The sequence below is a fragment of the Pseudalgibacter alginicilyticus genome, from assembly GCF_001310225.1.
GTDB lineage: Bacteria > Bacteroidota > Bacteroidia > Flavobacteriales > Flavobacteriaceae > Pseudalgibacter > Pseudalgibacter alginicilyticus.
The window spans coordinates 647,942-665,320 of record NZ_CP012898.1 but is presented as its reverse complement, the minus strand read 5'-3'; the positions used below and the strand labels follow the sequence as shown (position 1 = coordinate 665,320).

The following is a 17,379-nucleotide window of genomic DNA, read 5'->3' as shown; positions in this document are numbered from 1 at the left end:
CCAATGGCAAAAGGCATACATACAGAATTAACGTTTGAAACTGCTATAGAAACCTCTTTATTAGAAGATGGTGGTTATGTGAAAGGGCAATCCACAGATTTTAATGCAGACTTAGGAATTTTCCCAAAATACGTTATAGCGTTTCTTAAAAACTCGCAACCCAAACAATGGGAAAAGCTAGTTAACATTCATAAAGATGCTGTAGAAAACAAAGTAATTCAACGTTTATTAAAAGAGTTAGACACACAGGGTACATTACATGTATTGCGTAATGGTTTTACAGATTATGGTGTAAAGTTTAACATGGCATTTTTTAGACCAGAAAGTACGTTAAACCCAGAAGCTGAGGTTTTATATAATAAAAATCATTTAGCCGTTACCAGACAGTTGTATTACCAACGCAAAGGTAAAAACTCGCTAGATATGGTAATTAGTTTAAACGGTTTGCCTATTGCTACTATAGAGCTTAAGAATCAGTTTTCTGGTCAAAATATTAGCAATGCCAAAAAGCAATACCAATTTGATAGAGAAGCCACCGAACCCATATTTCAATTTAAAAAACGTACGTTGGTTCACTTTGCTGTAGATGCAGACGAATGCGAAATGACTACTAAATTAGCGGGTAAAAAAACAAGATACTTACCTTTTAATTTAGGAGCAAACAACGGAGCTGGAAACCCCGTAAACCCAAACGGCTACAGAACAGCCTATTTATGGGAATATGTTTTGGCAAAAGATAGTTTTATGGATATTATAGGTAAATTTCTACATTTAAACGTAGAAGTTTACGAGCTAAATGGTGTAAAAAAGAAAAAAGAAACCATGATTTTTCCAAGGTTTCACCAAATGGAAGTGGTACGTAAACTAACCAAAGATGCCAAAGTAAAAGGAGCTGGACAAAACTATTTAATTCAACATTCTGCGGGGTCTGGTAAGTCAAATTCTATTGCGTGGTTGTCTTATAGATTATCTAGTTTACACAACAAACAAAACCAACGTGTTTTTGATTCTGTAATAGTAATAACAGACCGTAAAGTATTAGACAGCCAATTACAAAATACCATTTACCAGTTTGAACACAAACAAGGTGTGGTTCAAAAAATAGATAAAAATTCTCAACAATTAGCCGATGCTATTACAGCGGGTTCTAACATCATTATAACCACCTTGCAAAAGTTTCCGTTTATCATAGAAAAGATTGGAGAACTGGAAGCTAAAAAATATGCCATTATTGTAGATGAAGCACATTCTAGTCAAGGAGGTGAAGGAACAAAAAAGTTAAAAGAAGTATTGTCTGCTAAATCATTAGAAGATGCTATTTTAGAAGATGTACATTCTGGATTAGATGAAGATGCCGAAGACCAGATTAGAAAATCTATGGAAGCCAGAGGAAAACAAGACAACCTCAGCTTTTTTGCGTTTACGGCAACACCAAAGCCAAAAACCATAGAAGTATTTGGAACACCTAACAAAGAAGGTATTCCAAAACCGTTTCATCTATACAGCATGAAACAAGCCATTGAAGAAGGTTTTATTCTAGATGTACTACAAAACTATACCACCTATAAAACATACTTCAAACTATCTAAAGAAATTGAAGACGACCCAAAGGTAAATAAGAAACAAGCATCTAGAGCTATTGGTCGTTTTATGTCTTTGCATCCGCATAATTTAGCACAAAAGACAGAAGTTATTATTGAGCATTTTAGACAAGTAGTCTCTAAAAAAATTGGTGGTAAAGCTAAAGCTATGTTGGTAACGGGTTCTAGATTACATGCAGTACGTTACAAAGAAGAATTTGATAAATACATAAAAGACAAAGGTTATACAGACATTAAAACAGTCGTAGCTTTTTCTGGAAAAGTAATTTATGATGTTTATCCAGAAGGTGTAACAGAAGTGGAACTAAATGGATTTAAGGAAAAGGAATTACCTCAAAAATTTGCTTCAGACGAATACCAATTATTACTGGTTGCCGATAAATACCAAACAGGATTTGACCAACCATTATTACATACCATGTATGTAGATAAAAAATTATCTGGAGTAAAATGTGTACAAACCTTATCCAGATTAAATAGAATGCACGCTGGTAAAGAAGATACCTTTATTCTAGATTTTGCAAATGATACCGAAGACATTCTAAATTCTTTTCAGCCTTATTACGAATTAACAACCGTTGAAGGAACTACAGACCCAAATCAGTTATATGATTTAAAAACTGAAATTGAAAAAGGTCAAGTTATCTGGGAATCTGAAATTGATAATTTTTGTAACGTGTTCTTTAAATCAGCAAAAGCATTATCTGCTAAAGAACAAGGTAAACTAAATGCGTTTATAGACCCCGCAATAGAACGTTTTAAGCAATTACCAGAGGAAAACAGTAAAGACGATGTAATTGGAACAGAAATTACGCAAGATAATTTTAAACATGCTTTACAAACGTTTACAAAACTGTATTCTTTTTTAACGCAAATTATGCCGTTTAGTGATGTAGAACTAGAAAAACTATTTACTTACTCTAGATTCTTATTGAAGAAGTTACCTAGAAAAAACCAACAAGATAGATTTCAATTAGGTGATGAGGTTTCTTTAGAATATTACAGATTGCAACGTGTAGCAGAACAAAATATTGCTATGGAAAGTAAAGGTGAATATGGTTTAGAAACCATAGATGGTGCTGGAATCCGTATGAACAAAGAAGAACAAGAAGCTTTATCTGAAATTATAAATGTATTGAACAATAGATTTGGAACAGAGTTTACAGCTGGAGATAAACTAATTTTTGACCAAGTTATAGATGATATGGTTGAGGATGAAAAATTAGCCGTTCAAGCCAAAAACAATACTATAGATAATTTTAAGTTTGGGTTTAACGATGCTTATTTAGAAAAGTGGATAGGAAGAATGGAACAAAATGAAGATATTTTCTCTAAAATCATGGACAACAAAGAATTTGATAATATAGTAAGAGCCTATATATTGAAAGAAGTTTATGAACGATTGAATAAATAAGCAATAATTTTTGCCCAAACACAACAATTGTTCTTGATTCGTTTTTTCCTTTTTAGTCTTTACAATTTTGAAACAAGGGATTCACTCCGTGCATCCCGCAAGCTCCGAAACTGAAAATAAAGCTCAAGTCTGATTCGCAGCCTTCGGGCTTTTTATTTTTTAGCCCTTACAAAAGCTAACTTTTGACGTCCTAAAAAATAAAAAGCCCAATATCATAAGATATTGAGCTTTGCATTAAGCGGAGAAAGAGGGATTTGTATTCCTCTTTATTATGCTAGTATTTTCAAGGGTTTCGCTGTAATATGTTTCGATAGGTCATTAAATAGGTCACTATCAAATATGCATAAAGAACATTAAATTATATGTGTAAATATAATAATAAACCACTGAAAACACAAGTGTTAAGTCCAAATAATGAACTACTTAATGAACTTGTTTTTAATAATTAAAAAGAGGCTATTTAAGAGGCTTAACTCTTAAACGCTTATCCAATTATCAAAGGATTAACTTCTTCAAATTTAAGCCCTGTATACTGGCAAAATTCATCAACAGAAATGAATTGATGATCTTGTTTGTTTAGGTGCTTTTTGATGTCAATTAAAAGTAATCGTGAATAACGATAACTTTTACCCGTAATTCTTTGAACGTCTTTTGGATATATACATACTCTCTTTTGTTCAAATTTCATATACTATCTATACTTTAAACTTGGCTTTGCTATACTTTATTCATGAATGTCATACAAACGAAATAAAAGCCTTTTCAAAGTTATTTAATATCATTTATCCATTGGTAAGTAAAAATAGGTAAAAAAGAACTTATTAGGCTATAATAGCTCTGTAAGGTAGTAGTTCCTTGTGTTTATTAATTTTAAATGAAAGATTTGTTCCTGTAAATCGGTTTTTGATGCATCGTGATTTGATTTATGAGGTTTGAAAGAGTGTACCTGAACATTCTAAATGTATAATCAAAAAATGAAAAATTATGGCAAGACAAAAAGGCATAATTAAACTAAAAGGTACTATTGGAGATATTACCTTTTACAAAACCAAAGACGGACATTTGGCTCGTGAAAAAGGCGGTATTGATGCAAAAAGAATTGCAACAGATCCGGCTTTTCAAAGAACGCGTGAAAATGGTTCTGAATTTGGTAGAGCGGGTAAAGCAGGTAAAGTGTTACGAACTGCTTTGAGATTGCTTTTATTGAATGCTTCTGATGGTAGAATGGTTAGTAGATTGACACAAACTATGGTGAAAGTCATTCAAGCAGATAGCACTAGCGAACGTGGATTGCGTAACGTAATTGATGGTGAAACAGAATTGCTGTTAGGATTTGAATTTAATATTAGAGGTAAACTTGGCACCAGTTTATTTGCACCTTTTACGGGTACAATTGATCGTGTTGCAGGAACTTTGGATGTTGAGATTCCTTCTTTTATTCCATCAAATATGATTGCTGCACCCAGTGGTACAACACATTTTAAAGTGATTTCTGGAGGTGCTGAAGTTGATTTTCAAGAAGAAACTTCTATTGTAGAGACTTCTGAAACGGCAATTTTACCATGGGATACAACAGCCACTGCTGTTATTAATTTAAGCAATGCCGTAACAGCAAATAGTACACATCCTTTGTTTTTAGCATTGGGTATTGAATTTTTTCAAGAGGTTAACGGACAAATGTATTCTCTTAAAAATGGAACATACAATCCTTTATCTATTGTAAAAGTTGATAGCGGTGTATAATGTTGTTGGTACTGTATAGAACTTATTTTCCTAATGGAACACAAGGAACACTCCAATTTAACGGTAAAACTATTTGCCAAACTATTGAGTTGCCTTGGTTAGAGAATCAACGTTGTGTTTCTTGTATTCCAGAGGGGATATATATTTTGCAGAAGCGTTATAGCAAACGATTTAAAAAGCATCTTCATATTAAAAATGTTCCAGGACGAAATTTGATATTAATCCATCCTGCGAATCATGCTCAAAAAGAATTAAAAGGTTGTATTGCTCCTGTAACAAAACACATAGGAATTGGTCAAGGTAGTTCCTCAAGAAAAGCACTCAAGAAATTAACTGATTTGGTTTTTCCCATATTAGATAAAAATATACAAGTGGAATTGAGAATTACCTCAACCAACCTAAATGATAAAAAGGAAGTTGAACTTAAAAATATAAAATTATGAATGTAACAAAACGTGCAAATGCACCAACACCTAAGTTTTTTAAAGTTTTAAGAACCGTAGGTTTGTCATTGCTAGCTATAAGCGGAAGTATTATTGCTGCTCCTATTGCTTTGCCTGCAACGGTTGTAACTATTGCAGGGTATGTGGCTGTTGCTGGTGGTGTTTTATCAGCTGTAAGTCAAGTAACTGTTGATGATGAAGCTCTAAAAGAAATCAACTCAGCAAATGAAATAAATTCTGAGTAATGAAAACAAATATTTCACTTAAAATAGGAACTGCCTCAGGAACATTATTGAGTATCAGTCCTACCATTTTTTCTGAAGATATTCTCAAAACAGTTCTTCTGGCTATTGTTGGAGCCACTGTCAGTTTTGCCGTTTCTTATTTTTTAAAATGGCTTACAAAGTCTAAGAAATAGACTTCATCATAAAATAAACATCGTGTTCGGTTTTTAGTGTGGTAACTTTACCGAACATTAAAGGTTCAGTCATATTGATTGAACCTTTTTTATTTACCTTTCCAATTTACAGGATCTTAATAAGGAGGTTTTTAGTTCTTGAATGGTTTTTAATTTATTTTGAAAACCTTTTTCTAGGACCTCTACTTTTTTTATTGCCTCAATTTTTGTTTGAAAATCTTGTTGCTTTAGGTACTTATGATTTTTTATCAGTAAATTTTTAACATCATTTATGCCTATAAAAGGAATAACAGAACCTTTCAAATAATAATTATAGTATTTGGATTCTAACAACATATATGATAGCTGAAACAAAGCTTCTTTTTGTTCAATTGTTTCTGTTGAAATAACAAATGAGTTTCTTATTGGGGTTCTACATGGTTTTCCGCTATTTAACCCTTTGTTTAAGATGTAGAAATGCGGTTTTGAGTACGTTTGTCCGTGTTTGTGGGTTTTGATTTGAAAAGTTAGCATAGTTATCCAATTAAAAAATTAAGATTCTCTATGCTCCGCTACGCTTCGCGCAATAAAATTTTAAAAGAAAAACAGAAAAAAGAAAGCCCATCATTAAGGAAACGAGGCTATGCTGTCAAGGTTTTTGGAAAAAATACTACTGCTTAATTAGTTCAAAATATTAAACAGAAAGGGTATTTACTGGATTGTAAAAAGATGTTAAAACCAGTTGAGTTTTGCAGTGGAGATTTTTTTCAAAACCCGTAGGGCTTGACCTTTATAGCATAAAAGCATTGGACGAAGGGAGTGCCTAGCATTGCATTCTTTTTTTTGTTTTTTTGTTTCACCTATTTTCAATTCTAGGATACTTTGGGGGAAATATGCGTAGGTGGAAGTGATTATTGATGTTGTAGCGGTGGGAAAAATAAATGAAGTGCTGAACGCAGTGGTGCACTTTTTTTATGCGCGGTGTTGAGGTGGGGAAATGAAAAGAGTGATTCCCTGATAAGGGATTGAACGAATGTAGTTTGCCTACCGCAGACACATAGCAAACATTACTAATTGCTGTAACCTACACCGCTGAAATGGGTGGCGGGGAAAGTGGTCTTTTATAATATGTTTATTTGTTCAAAATTTTAATTGAAATGAGAAGTGTGCGGCTGGAAAACGGCTATTTTACATAATGGAGTTATGGTACAGAAAGTGAATGAATGCTACCATAACTACCCGTTATGTAACTTAGCTTTGGGATAGCGTTTAAATTATTAGCTTTTTGCCTGGGGCAGCTCTTTATAGTTGTGAAATGAGGCACGAATGAAACAAGCTGTAATGTGCTGCAATAGTTTGGCAATTTAAACGCTATAGACGTGTGGCGCGCGGAACAAACCAAAAGACAGAGGGTTTTGAGGAACGAGAAAACTGGGTTTTGGTTTGTGGGGATTAAATATCAATTATATCATAATAATCTAAAAAAATATGATAAATCTGAATACTGCTACCATCATCTCTTCTGAAATATGAATTATAAATATCTATTTCATATTTTTTATCAATATTGACATCTAAATCTACATCTCCTATTGAGCACAAAATACTTTTCTGATAATTTTGATCCAATAGCTCATTAAAAGACATTACTATTGAATTTGAATCCTCTCTGTGTGATGGTTTTTCACACTCCATAAATGATAACATAAAAGCTATTTTAGAATTAGATTCTGGGTAATATTGTCTAGTTAAAAAACGATTAACTCCATGATCTATATAATATTTTTTTGTTTTAGCTAGTTTATTAATTCTTTTGCATTCTATAGCAAAATATTCATCACCAGTTAACGATTTATTAGTTGGTAATAAAACTTTAATATCTAAACTACCTATTGTTACACCATCTTTTATTTCATCAACACCAGGTTCAAAATAAAAATAATCTAGATTAAATTTTGATTTATTGTTGTTAATATAATTTTTAAGGAAATCATTTCTTAAATAATCTTCAAGTTCTAATTTGGTTTTAGCACCTTTATTTCCTTTAAATTGGACATGCTTTTTTAAAATTTCTTTTCTAGAATATTTGGATGTTTTTTTTTCTTTTTTTAATTCCGAATAAGAATACCCTACTAGATTAAATAGTTTTGTCTGATAATACGGTTCTTCAGAATAAATAAAACTGTCTGCGTTCATCTTACTTAATTAGTTTTTTTTATTTCTGATTTTGCTATAGCCTCAATAAATTCCGATAAATCTAAATGAGCAATAGCCCTATGCCAATTTTTCAAAATATTAGGCTTTATTACATAAAATGAACTTCTATTAAATCCTCTAATATCTTGTTGGGCAAACAAGCAAGTACTAACTTTATGCATACCCAATCCACCGATTTTATTTATCGAATCTTCTAAACTAGAGTTAAAAAAGTATTTTATTATATCCTTTCTCACTTCTTCTGAAACAACAAAATTAACGGCAATAAAGTTTTTATTGATATATACATCTACAATAAAGCACTTATTCGTTTTATTAAATCTCGAACTAAAATGATTGATAAATGTTTGACAATATTTTCCTATAGACTCTAGATTTTTTTCTGTTATTTTTTCAAAAATTGAAAGATGATTACTATTTAATCTATCAGCTCTCTTCATAACAGGTATACTGATATTTAAAGCATAATTTATCAATTCTTTCTCAATAGAATTTATATTAAATAATTCATATATTTTATATTCAATCTGATTTTCGATTGAATAAATCTTTTCTCTATTTTCATTGAAAAAATCATCCTTTTTTAAATCATGTAATTCCCTTGTCAGAAGTGATAACTCAATATCTTCTTTAAATGGCATTTCTAAAAATTCAATAAAATTAACTCTGTTTCTATCTGCACCAAATGAAGAACTCGTCATTAAAAGGAAATATGTAAATAATTTAGAATTAAATATTGCGGACATACAAAGAAGTAAATTCTCTACTTCATTCGACATTTCTCCATCAACAGGTACTATTGAAGCTATAGTTGATGAAAAAATACAATCTCCATCATAAAAAGCACTCACCGCTCTATGATTTAAGTATTTATCAAGACCTTTTTTTATTAATAGTTTCTTCCCTTTAAATGCTGAAATTTCTGTTATTTGAGGTACTTTTAGATCTTTTTGTATATCTCCTTTTAGATAGAGTTCATCCAATTTTTGTTTGAACGTTTTATTTGAGATTACTTGAAACTGTCTTAAATCTTTGCTTTTTTCTACTTCTATATAATCATATTTCCAATATTCTTTTGTTGATTTTCTCTTGTTAACTGGTATACCTGAATCTTTAGATTTAAAACCACCTTTTATAGTTAGATTGAATTTGCTAATTATTTTAGATATAGTTAAGTCGTTATCTTTTAGTTTTTTGATAAACAAATAATCCAAAATATTACCATATAACATTATCTTCCATAACTTATCATCCTTAATAAATAAGTTTTGATCAATTAACTTAACATCATTCTTTTCAATAACTATAGTTTTGAAATAATAATAATACTTATTAGCCCTAGCTACAATATGTTTTATTTTATTATTAGCAATACTATTGTCCTTCAAGCTATACAATAGTATTGCAGGTGGTTGATTAGCATTGTCAAATATCTGCTTACCACCAGCTACTTTATTATTTACACCAAATAAATCAAAACACTGATGCACATTAAATTTTGACAGGAAGTACTTTCTCCATTTTATAGCACTTTCATCAGAATTGTATAAGTTTTTACCTGTTACGATAAAGCAAATTTTGGTCTTATGTTCTTTCTGAATTAAATCACTTACCCTTACTATAAAGGCTTGAGAAATTTCCTTGTTACCTATAGATAATGATATTTCTTCTTTTAAGTTTCTTGATAATTCTTTCCTATTCCTTTCTGTAATATAGTCTACATACCTTGATGTCTTTACGATACCCCAAGGTGGATTACCAACAATGAAATCTAATTTAACTTGTTTTTTAAACAATGTATTGAAAGCATTGCTTTCATTAAAGAAATCTGCTTTCTGTCCTCCAAATAAGTTTTTATCCTTTAATGGTCTAAATTCAAAATTTTCAATTTCTTTTGGATGTGTTTTGTAATCTAGCAATGTGATGTAAAGAGAGAAAATAGTTATCTCAATTGCATTTTTATCGATATCTATCCCGTAAATATTGTCTTCTAATAAACGCCATAGTTTTTCATTAGAAATTGTTTTCTTATACTTATTTTCTTTGCTATTGACTACAATTTCTTTATCAATAATCCTTCTTAAAGACTCTACTAAAAAAATACCAGAACCACATGATGGATCTAAAACTTTACAATTACTATTTTGTTGTTTTTTTAAAAAAGGTTGAATAGTTTGGCTTAATACATAATCTACTAAAAAAGGTGGTGTATAATATGCTTTAACTTCTTTTTGTTTAGAAAGCTCAGTGATCATTTTACCATTAGAAAATGCAGTATTCCCTAAAAAACTCTCATAAATATTACTAATTAATTCAACTGGTATAATTTCAAAATCATAAACATTAAACATTGATGGCTGCACACTATAGCCCTTAACTTTATCACCCATAAACATTTTAGAACTCGTCAATAAATGATAAAGGATATTTAAATTTTCTTGTTTAACATAATCTTTTTCAAAAAAAGGTAGCCCTTGATTTTCAAATTCAAGGGGAAATAAATCTCCTCCAAATTTATTACTAATGTATTCAAAAAAATCATACGTCTGCTTATGATTTAGCAAGATTTGATTGAGTGCCTCTTGTCGTTCTTTTTTTGTAGAGCCAATTAAAATATTTTGATCATTAAAAACTACATTTCTGTCAATTAAATATCTAATAAAAATAAGCCTACCGATTAACCGGTTAGCAACTTCAGGTGTTAAATTTCCTTCTGGAAAATTAATCTCTTTTGCTATTAATATTCTTCTAGCATCAGTAATATTACTTAACAGAAATCTATCAACAGTTTTACTTTTTGTAAAATATTCATTATAAATCTCTCTCCAGCCTTCACCATTTCGTAGATTTTCAATATACAGAAGGTTTCTATTAACATTTATTAACTCCAACCACTGGTTTGAACTATCTGAAAAATCAAAACCATTATAGATTTCAATGTTATTTTCTTTATTTATTATAACTAAAGGTGCTCTACTTAAATTAAATGAGTGTTTTGGAATTAAACTATATTCAGATTCTGTAGGATTATCATAAAATAAGATTAATGGGTTATTAAATGGTTTAATATGCTCTTTATTTTCATACTGAATATCAGCACAAAAAATAGCATAAGGTTTTATAACTTCTGTAATTATCCTACTAACTCTACTAGGAAATACATTTAAAATTTTCTCTTCATCTTCATCCAAAATAAAAAGTCCATTTTCTTTATTATATCCAAGTTCATTAAATAGTCTATGTAATATAGATGTCATAAAAGATTAGTTATTAATTTTATAAATATTGACATGTTTTTTTTAATAGCTCCCCTTTAATTCGAGCATTATGAACCAATAGAAAAAGGCCTCTGGATTGCTTTTCTTTAGTTTGTTTAATTTATTGAACTGTTGGTTTTCAATAGTCCAATCTTTAATCTGTTTAGGGCTTTTAAATTTTTCTAAATCTGATACTATTTCATTTTTTAATACTTCTGCTAAATAAGCTGTTTTGGCTGCAGCTGTAATCGCTTCTTCAATATTAAATTTTGTAATGGTGAAATTTGTAAAATTGCTAATCCCTAGTTGTAAATGTTTAAATTCTTCTGATTTGAGATCTCTAGTTGCTAATATGTAACAAGCTTCTTGGGTATCTTCTAATACCTGAATTGCAGATATGTTTAACTTTCTGAATTTAATTTCTTCTGCCACTACTTTGTTGTAGCTATTTTGAACTGTTTTTAAATCTGTGATGTTATCTGTTAAAAAGGCCACATCAAACAATTGCTTTATGATTTCTACAGGTCTGTTTTTACTATATAATATTCCTGTTGTTTTTGGTGCAAAAGCCGTTAATTTGTCTCCTAATATGGCATCAAAGGTTGGCATTTGTACCGTAATAATTTCTCCTGTAGTTTGGACCCAATCATGCGCTATGGGAATTTCCATAAGTGCCGGATATGGATTTGGTGTGTATAATACATCTAATAGTATTGGTTCTACACTACCATCTACATTACTAGTATAATACATTTTAAAATGTCCTATTGGTGCATCTGGCGTGTGTTTTCTATTATTGTCATCTTCCCAATGTGTAAACACCGTATTTTTACTAATTTTTTCTAGAATGTTTTCTATTTCACTTTGTGTTTGCTCTGTGATAATGTCTATATCTATTGAAAATCGTTTAGGTATTTTGGTAGCTAGTAATAACGCCGTACCACCTTTAAAAATAAATTCTAATCCGTATCCTTTTAATTGTTCTAAAAACAGCAATGCATAAATTACCTTCTCAATTAATTTAGGATCTAATTTCTTTTTTCCTAAATTACTTTTAACTTCATGAATCCAATCTGGATGGTATGTTGTTGGTTCTATCATTCGTAATTATGTTTTGGCAAATTATTTAATTTTTGCCAAAGTTAAATTGGTTAAATTTTCTACTTCATTTTCTCTATTTCGTCTGTATGCATACCGCTTCATTTTATTTTTATTTACCTCATACTTTTCAAATGCAGAAGCGTAAATAAACTCTATTTCACTTTGTTGTGCTGCGTATAGTTTGGTATCAATAGTCATATCAACTAATAATTTTTCCAGCGTTGGCAGCGTTATTTTATTTATTTCTTGCAAAGGTGCTTCTGATATTAAATGTTTTAAAATAATAACATCTTCACTATTGTTGATATACAGATTGAACGTTTCTGCATCTGGTTCTATATAGACTTGCTTTCCTTGTTCTTTTAATGCGTGAAAGACAGCTTCTGTAACATCTTTGTCTAATTCTAGAACCGTATAGCATTTAAATGGTTGATGCCTCATAAATTCATTTAACCATTTGGTGTCCCAAATACAAAACTCAACAAAAGGATAGTCTTTTTTTATTTTATTGAACAAGCGTTTTAAATAACTATCTACAACAGGATTGTATGTCTTTTTTTCTTTTAATGCATACATGCCTCTTGCGGGGTTTTTAATAAGTCCTTCCTTTTTTAAACGTGACAAATACACGTTTATAGTGCTTTGTTTTAGTTCAGGAAAATCTAACACCATACAATTCACCAATTTCTCTTTTGAAATGGTTGATTGTTCTTTAAAATAAGATTCTATTTTATCTTTTATTGTATCAATCAAAGTGTTAAGTTCTTAATTAATCTTTGGCAAATTACATAATATTTGCCAAAGATTAATTATTTTCAATAAATTGTTTTCTTTACACCTAGCATCTTCATTAATTTATAGTTTTTTTAATTATCTGCGTTTGTCTTTTGATGTATTGTCATAAGCGATTAAATTGAATAGTTCTCGCATTCTACTTCTTACTCGGTTGCCATAGTGTTGTTCAATTTCTGATGCAGAGAGGTTTGTGGTAATGTGTGTTTTTAGCTTTTTACTTACGAATAAATCGTAGCGGCTTAATATGATTTCTGCCATGACATTGCATTCGTTACCGAAGTATTTTAAGTTGCTTTCCGTTCCTAAATCGTCAAAACAAATGGTGTTGTATTTTGGTTGGTATAGCTTGCCTTTGCTATACCTGTGAATGACTTCGTAACCGTCTTGTATGAATTCAAAACTTACATCTCTACAGGATTTTACATGATACTTTTCTTTTTCAGTAATATGTTTTATCAAGGTCATTAATGATGTTTTACCACAGCCTATGGGTCCGGAAAGTAAGATGCCTTTTTCTAAAGAAATATTGAGTTCAATAGCTCTTTTTTCATCTTTTAGCATATAGGCTATTAACTTTTCAATAATGGTTTTATCTTCTTTATAAATTTTGAAATGGATTCCGAATAGTTCTTTGCCTTTTTTTTCGAGCCATTGGGTTATTTCTTGGTAGTTGTGTCGCATTTTGTTTTCTAATTTTAATCTATAATTTATTATAGAAATTGCTTTAAGCTATCAACTTGTTCATTTTGTCTTGAAACAAAACGAACCAAAAATTCAAGCCTTAAATCTTCGGCGGTCAAATTGATTTTTGATTTCTAAAACAAAAGAACTCGCCTTCCTTTTAGTCAGGCTCAAACAGCTTTTGTTTTTACGAAACCTTCAAATATTTGACACTCGCCTGCCAGATTCTATGGCGGTTGAGATTGTAACTAGATTTGTTATCTACATTTTTAGTCATGTTTTTTTATTTACATTTCTACATAGCTCAGTGTGACAATAAAGCGTTTTATTTAATTGAACAAATACAGTATGAGACAAAACGTTACAATGGTTCGGAGTAATTTTTATCCGTAGTTGTGTTGAGTTGTTTTGCTCGATTTGTCGGTGTGGTGTCGGTGTTGTGCTTAAAATTAGCACTGTTGAGCATCCAATTTTCTGCAGCAGCTTTCCAATCGACCATTTTGGTTTTTCCGCCTACTAACCAACCATTGCTGGTAAAATAATTGTAAAACTTCTGCGCTTCTAATTCTGGGTGTTTTTGTTCTATAAAATACTTATTTACTTCTTCAATAGTCGGCTTCAAGACTGCATTTGAAGTGATCTTATTTTTCTTTTTTTGCCGCAACTTTTTTTCTTTTACATCGCCCTGATTTTTAAACTCTATATTTTTATTTTCAAAATTTGGTGCTTGTTCTTCCAAGTTTGAAATGTTTAAAGTGTTTGTTTTGTTTATACTGTTTATAGAAGATACCAGTGCTTGTTCACTACTAGTTTTTTGCTTGTTTAGAGCTTGTTCATCAACAGGGATATTTTTTTTAGTATTGCGGTCTTTTTTTTGAACTGGTTTTAAGTCTTCTGAAAAATTGAACATATAGACCATACTGCCTTTAAAAGGATTGTAGGATGGTTCGTATTTAAGATATCCTTTGTCATTTAATTCGCGTATGCATTTGTGATACGTTGCTTTAGAACATATTTTACTAATACGCATAACCTCATCTCTTGTAATGCTTATTGGATTTTTAAACCGGTTGATATTCCAGTATTGAAATAAGCCTAAATATAAACTTATATGTGTTGGGTTTAAATTTGAATCGTGAATGATGCGGTCAAAAAATCCTGTTAAGTGTTTTATGTAGTTCATTTTGTAAATGGTTTAATTTTGTGTTTTTTACATTGACATAAACATTTTAAATTCAATCAATACAAACTTTATCATAGAAATAGCCCCTTGAATTTTCGACAGTAAAATTGATTTTTCTTTTGTCTTAACACAAAAGAAACAAAAAGTCAAGACTTGGATTCTCAGCGGTCAATTACAATCTCAAACCCTAAAAGAAAAGAACTCGGCTTAAGCCTCAAACAGCTTTTCTTTTTACGGTTTTTTCTATTGATTGACACTCGCCTACAAATCCTATGTCGAATAGAGATTGTAATTAGCTTTCGGAATTATTAACTTTATTTTCTTCTAAAACCTTTTGAATATCATCGTAGGCATAAAAGATAATACCTCCAACTTTGGTATAAGTGAGCGTACCATTGATGCGTAGGTTTTGTAAGGTTCCTGGAGAGATGTTTAGTAATTTTCGGACTTCAATAGATTTGAGCCATTGTTTTTCTCGATACCCAGCTTGATGGGTTATGATGGCTTTGATGCTGTTTAGAAGGTCTATTCTGAATTGGTGTAAGTCTTCTTTTGTAATTAGTTCTACTTCCATAACTTGATTTTTAGATTGTTATGGTACAAATTTGTTGGTTTTGAGTGATTTTACATCACAAGGCGAACCGAAGTTGTGATACATTTTATTTTAAAGACAATAATTCAATCACTTATCTTATTCATCCGAATTATCCATTCTTTTTTTAAGACTCTCTTTAAGTGAGGTCATAAACTTTGTTCTATCTCCTTTGCGCATTCGAATTTCTAAAAAAGCTCTGTGATATTGACCTAAATTGATATTGAAGGTGTCTTCGAAATAAGCAGCAATGTCTTTTAAATCTGAAGCTCCATTGTTAAAGACACCTTCTGAATGTAATGCATATAACAACTCTATTAGAGCCACTTTAGAGCCAGTCCAGTTTTGTTTGATCTTCGGGTTAACTTGTGATTTTTGATTGGGTTGCTTATTTTCTAATAACAATAATTTATCCTCTAGGTATACTTGTAGTAAATCATGCGCTATAATTTTAGCGACTTTGTAACTATGTGTGGTTGCAAAGTTTTTATCTGATTCGAAATAAAAGGAGTTTAAGCTTAGTTTTACATCTAACTTACCGCGTACAAAATATTTATGGTCTAAATAATTGCTTCCTGTTCGGAAGTATCTATAAAACTCTAGTTCGCTATCAAAAAACAATTTTAGTTTTCGCAATTCATTTCTATAAAATTTTTTCACCACTCTTTGACCTCCATAAGGTCTTTTGGTTTCCATTTTATATATTTTGTTGTAATAAATAAATTTGGAGGAAAATTGAGGCTTGATTTCTTTGAAAAAATTAATTTCTTCGTTTGTTGATTTGAATTTTCTTTTTAACACAAACTTCTTTAATTGCTCTAAAGATTTTAAGGTTATTTCAATGGCTTGCTCACATGCCACAATAGGGTCATCAATCTCAATATTTATAAAGTTGAGTTGTTCTTGTAGGTCTATTAGTAGTTTGTTTATTGGGGGTTGCAAACCGTTATTTTTGTTATAAGTTAAATTATTAAGAAATTTTTCGCATCATCAGGATCTTACTTAATTAAAGTTTCTCATACAAATAATAACAACCACTTTGTTTACATTATTAAAACAGATATTCCTTGTTAGGTAACTTCTATAATATTATTATATTCTCAATTTTTTAAAATTGGATTTTCTTTGATAAAATTTGTGTAACACAATCCTTCATTACCTATAAAGACATACTGTTTTTTTTGAGATGTCCATTTCTTTCTGTAATTAAAATTGTATCCATTTATAGATTTTTATACTTGAATTTCATATACATTATTAAGTATTTCCTTTGTCATGCTTTCATCCTGTAACACAAAACAATGTTTAGTAAACTTACAAGCAATATCCAATATTTAGTCTTCTTTATTCCTCCATAACATGTGGATTATTTTTTCATAAACATCATTATGAGAAGTGATTGAAAAGCACTCATTGGATTATTTAATTAAGCTAAAATGTTTTTTTTTGGTATCCATAATATTTTTAGTAAAGTTAAGCTAAGACTACAAAGTCTAAATAATCATATATAGACAATAAATAAGGATAATAGGACAATTAATCATTAATATAAATAAAAAAATTATAAATTCTTCCTATATAAAGAAGTTACAAATTCTATGTAAAACATTTACACTGTGAAAGAGAAATTTCGAATGTATTAATTATTTGTATAAAGGTTTTTAATTAATTAACATTTAACTATTTCACACATTTCAATCCTTACTTTTCAAAATATAATTTGATGGTGTTTTACCTAAATGTTTTTTAAACATATAAATAAATGAGCTCGAGCTTTCGTAGCCTAAATCAAAGGCTATTTCTTTTACAGATTGTTGCTCACCTAATCTTTTTATTGCTTCTAAAAGTTTTAAACGAATTCTCCAATCACTAAAATTCATACCTAATTCTTTGATGAATAAACGAGATAAATTTCGACTACTCATACATGAAATTTCAGCATAGTATTCTATCGT

At 30.2% G+C, this 17,379-nt stretch carries 15 protein-coding genes; 5 read left to right on the top strand and 10 right to left on the bottom strand.

Features of this window, described 5'->3' with window-relative positions; genetic code table 11:
* The first annotated feature begins 3 nt into the window (after positions 1 to 3).
* The 5 genes from APS56_RS02780 to APS56_RS17025 all read left to right on the top strand — a co-directional run bounded on the left by APS56_RS02780 (position 4) and on the right by APS56_RS17025 (position 5,619).
* On the top strand, positions 4 to 3,015 hold the full coding sequence (locus APS56_RS02780) for a type I restriction endonuclease subunit R (protein WP_054724571.1): 3,012 nt from the start codon (positions 4 to 6) through the stop codon (positions 3,013 to 3,015).
* Between the two features lie 984 nt (positions 3,016 to 3,999).
* Positions 4,000 to 4,758 (top strand): hypothetical protein, encoded by a 759-nt coding sequence (locus APS56_RS02770; RefSeq protein WP_054724566.1) that lies wholly within the window; start codon positions 4,000 to 4,002, stop codon positions 4,756 to 4,758.
* Positions 4,758 to 5,201, top strand: a complete 444-nt coding sequence (locus APS56_RS02765; protein ID WP_054724564.1) for a DUF5675 family protein — start codon at positions 4,758 to 4,760, stop codon at positions 5,199 to 5,201. The genes APS56_RS02770 and APS56_RS02765 overlap by 1 nt, the downstream gene beginning before the upstream one ends.
* On the top strand, positions 5,198 to 5,446 hold the full coding sequence (locus tag APS56_RS02760; RefSeq protein WP_054724562.1) for a hypothetical protein: 249 nt from the start codon (positions 5,198 to 5,200) through the stop codon (positions 5,444 to 5,446). The genes APS56_RS02765 and APS56_RS02760 overlap by 4 nt, the downstream gene beginning before the upstream one ends.
* Positions 5,446 to 5,619, top strand: a complete 174-nt coding sequence (locus APS56_RS17025; RefSeq protein ID WP_098946169.1) for a hypothetical protein — start codon at positions 5,446 to 5,448, stop codon at positions 5,617 to 5,619. Before APS56_RS02760 ends, APS56_RS17025 begins: the two co-directional genes overlap by 1 nt.
* Before the next feature lie 93 nt (positions 5,620 to 5,712).
* Here APS56_RS17025 and APS56_RS02755 read toward each other — a convergent pair whose 3' ends face one another.
* The 10 genes from APS56_RS02755 to APS56_RS17110 all read right to left on the bottom strand — a co-directional run bounded on the left by APS56_RS02755 (position 5,713) and on the right by APS56_RS17110 (position 17,358).
* Positions 5,713 to 6,132, bottom strand: a complete 420-nt coding sequence (locus APS56_RS02755; protein ID WP_054724561.1) for a DUF6943 family protein — start codon at positions 6,130 to 6,132, stop codon at positions 5,713 to 5,715.
* Between the two features lie 918 nt (positions 6,133 to 7,050).
* Positions 7,051 to 7,794: a hypothetical protein gene (locus APS56_RS02750; RefSeq protein WP_054724559.1), complete on the bottom strand. Its 744-nt coding sequence runs from the start codon at positions 7,792 to 7,794 to the stop codon at positions 7,051 to 7,053.
* Positions 7,795 to 7,799: 5 nt separating this feature from the next.
* Positions 7,800 to 11,072 carry an Eco57I restriction-modification methylase domain-containing protein gene (locus tag APS56_RS02745; protein WP_054724557.1) on the bottom strand — a complete coding sequence of 1,091 codons (3,273 nt, stop codon included), beginning with the start codon at positions 11,070 to 11,072 and terminating at the stop codon, positions 7,800 to 7,802.
* Between the two features lie 42 nt (positions 11,073 to 11,114).
* Positions 11,115 to 12,173: a nucleotidyl transferase AbiEii/AbiGii toxin family protein gene (locus APS56_RS02740; RefSeq protein ID WP_054724555.1), complete on the bottom strand. Its 1,059-nt coding sequence runs from the start codon at positions 12,171 to 12,173 to the stop codon at positions 11,115 to 11,117.
* Between the two features lie 21 nt (positions 12,174 to 12,194).
* The gene (locus APS56_RS02735; RefSeq protein WP_054724553.1) at positions 12,195 to 12,926 is read right to left on the bottom strand and encodes a DUF6577 family protein; all 732 of its coding nucleotides are present in this window, start codon (positions 12,924 to 12,926) and stop codon (positions 12,195 to 12,197) included.
* A gap of 117 nt (positions 12,927 to 13,043) precedes the next feature.
* Positions 13,044 to 13,649: a P-loop NTPase family protein gene (locus APS56_RS02730; protein ID WP_054724551.1), complete on the bottom strand. Its 606-nt coding sequence runs from the start codon at positions 13,647 to 13,649 to the stop codon at positions 13,044 to 13,046.
* A gap of 361 nt (positions 13,650 to 14,010) precedes the next feature.
* A complete protein-coding gene (locus APS56_RS02725) occupies positions 14,011 to 14,832 on the bottom strand; it encodes a hypothetical protein (RefSeq protein ID WP_054724549.1) in 822 nt (273 codons plus the stop codon).
* A 292-nt stretch (positions 14,833 to 15,124) separates the two neighbouring features.
* Complete coding sequence (locus APS56_RS02720) at positions 15,125 to 15,406, bottom strand: helix-turn-helix domain-containing protein (protein WP_054724547.1); 282 nt, start codon at positions 15,404 to 15,406, stop codon at positions 15,125 to 15,127.
* Between the two features lie 117 nt (positions 15,407 to 15,523).
* Positions 15,524 to 16,366 (bottom strand): RteC domain-containing protein, encoded by an 843-nt coding sequence (locus tag APS56_RS02715; protein WP_054724543.1) that lies wholly within the window; start codon positions 16,364 to 16,366, stop codon positions 15,524 to 15,526.
* A 752-nt stretch (positions 16,367 to 17,118) separates the two neighbouring features.
* The gene (locus tag APS56_RS17110) at positions 17,119 to 17,358 is read right to left on the bottom strand and encodes a helix-turn-helix domain-containing protein (protein ID WP_257720173.1); all 240 of its coding nucleotides are present in this window, start codon (positions 17,356 to 17,358) and stop codon (positions 17,119 to 17,121) included.
* Between the last annotated feature and the right edge of the window lie 21 nt (positions 17,359 to 17,379).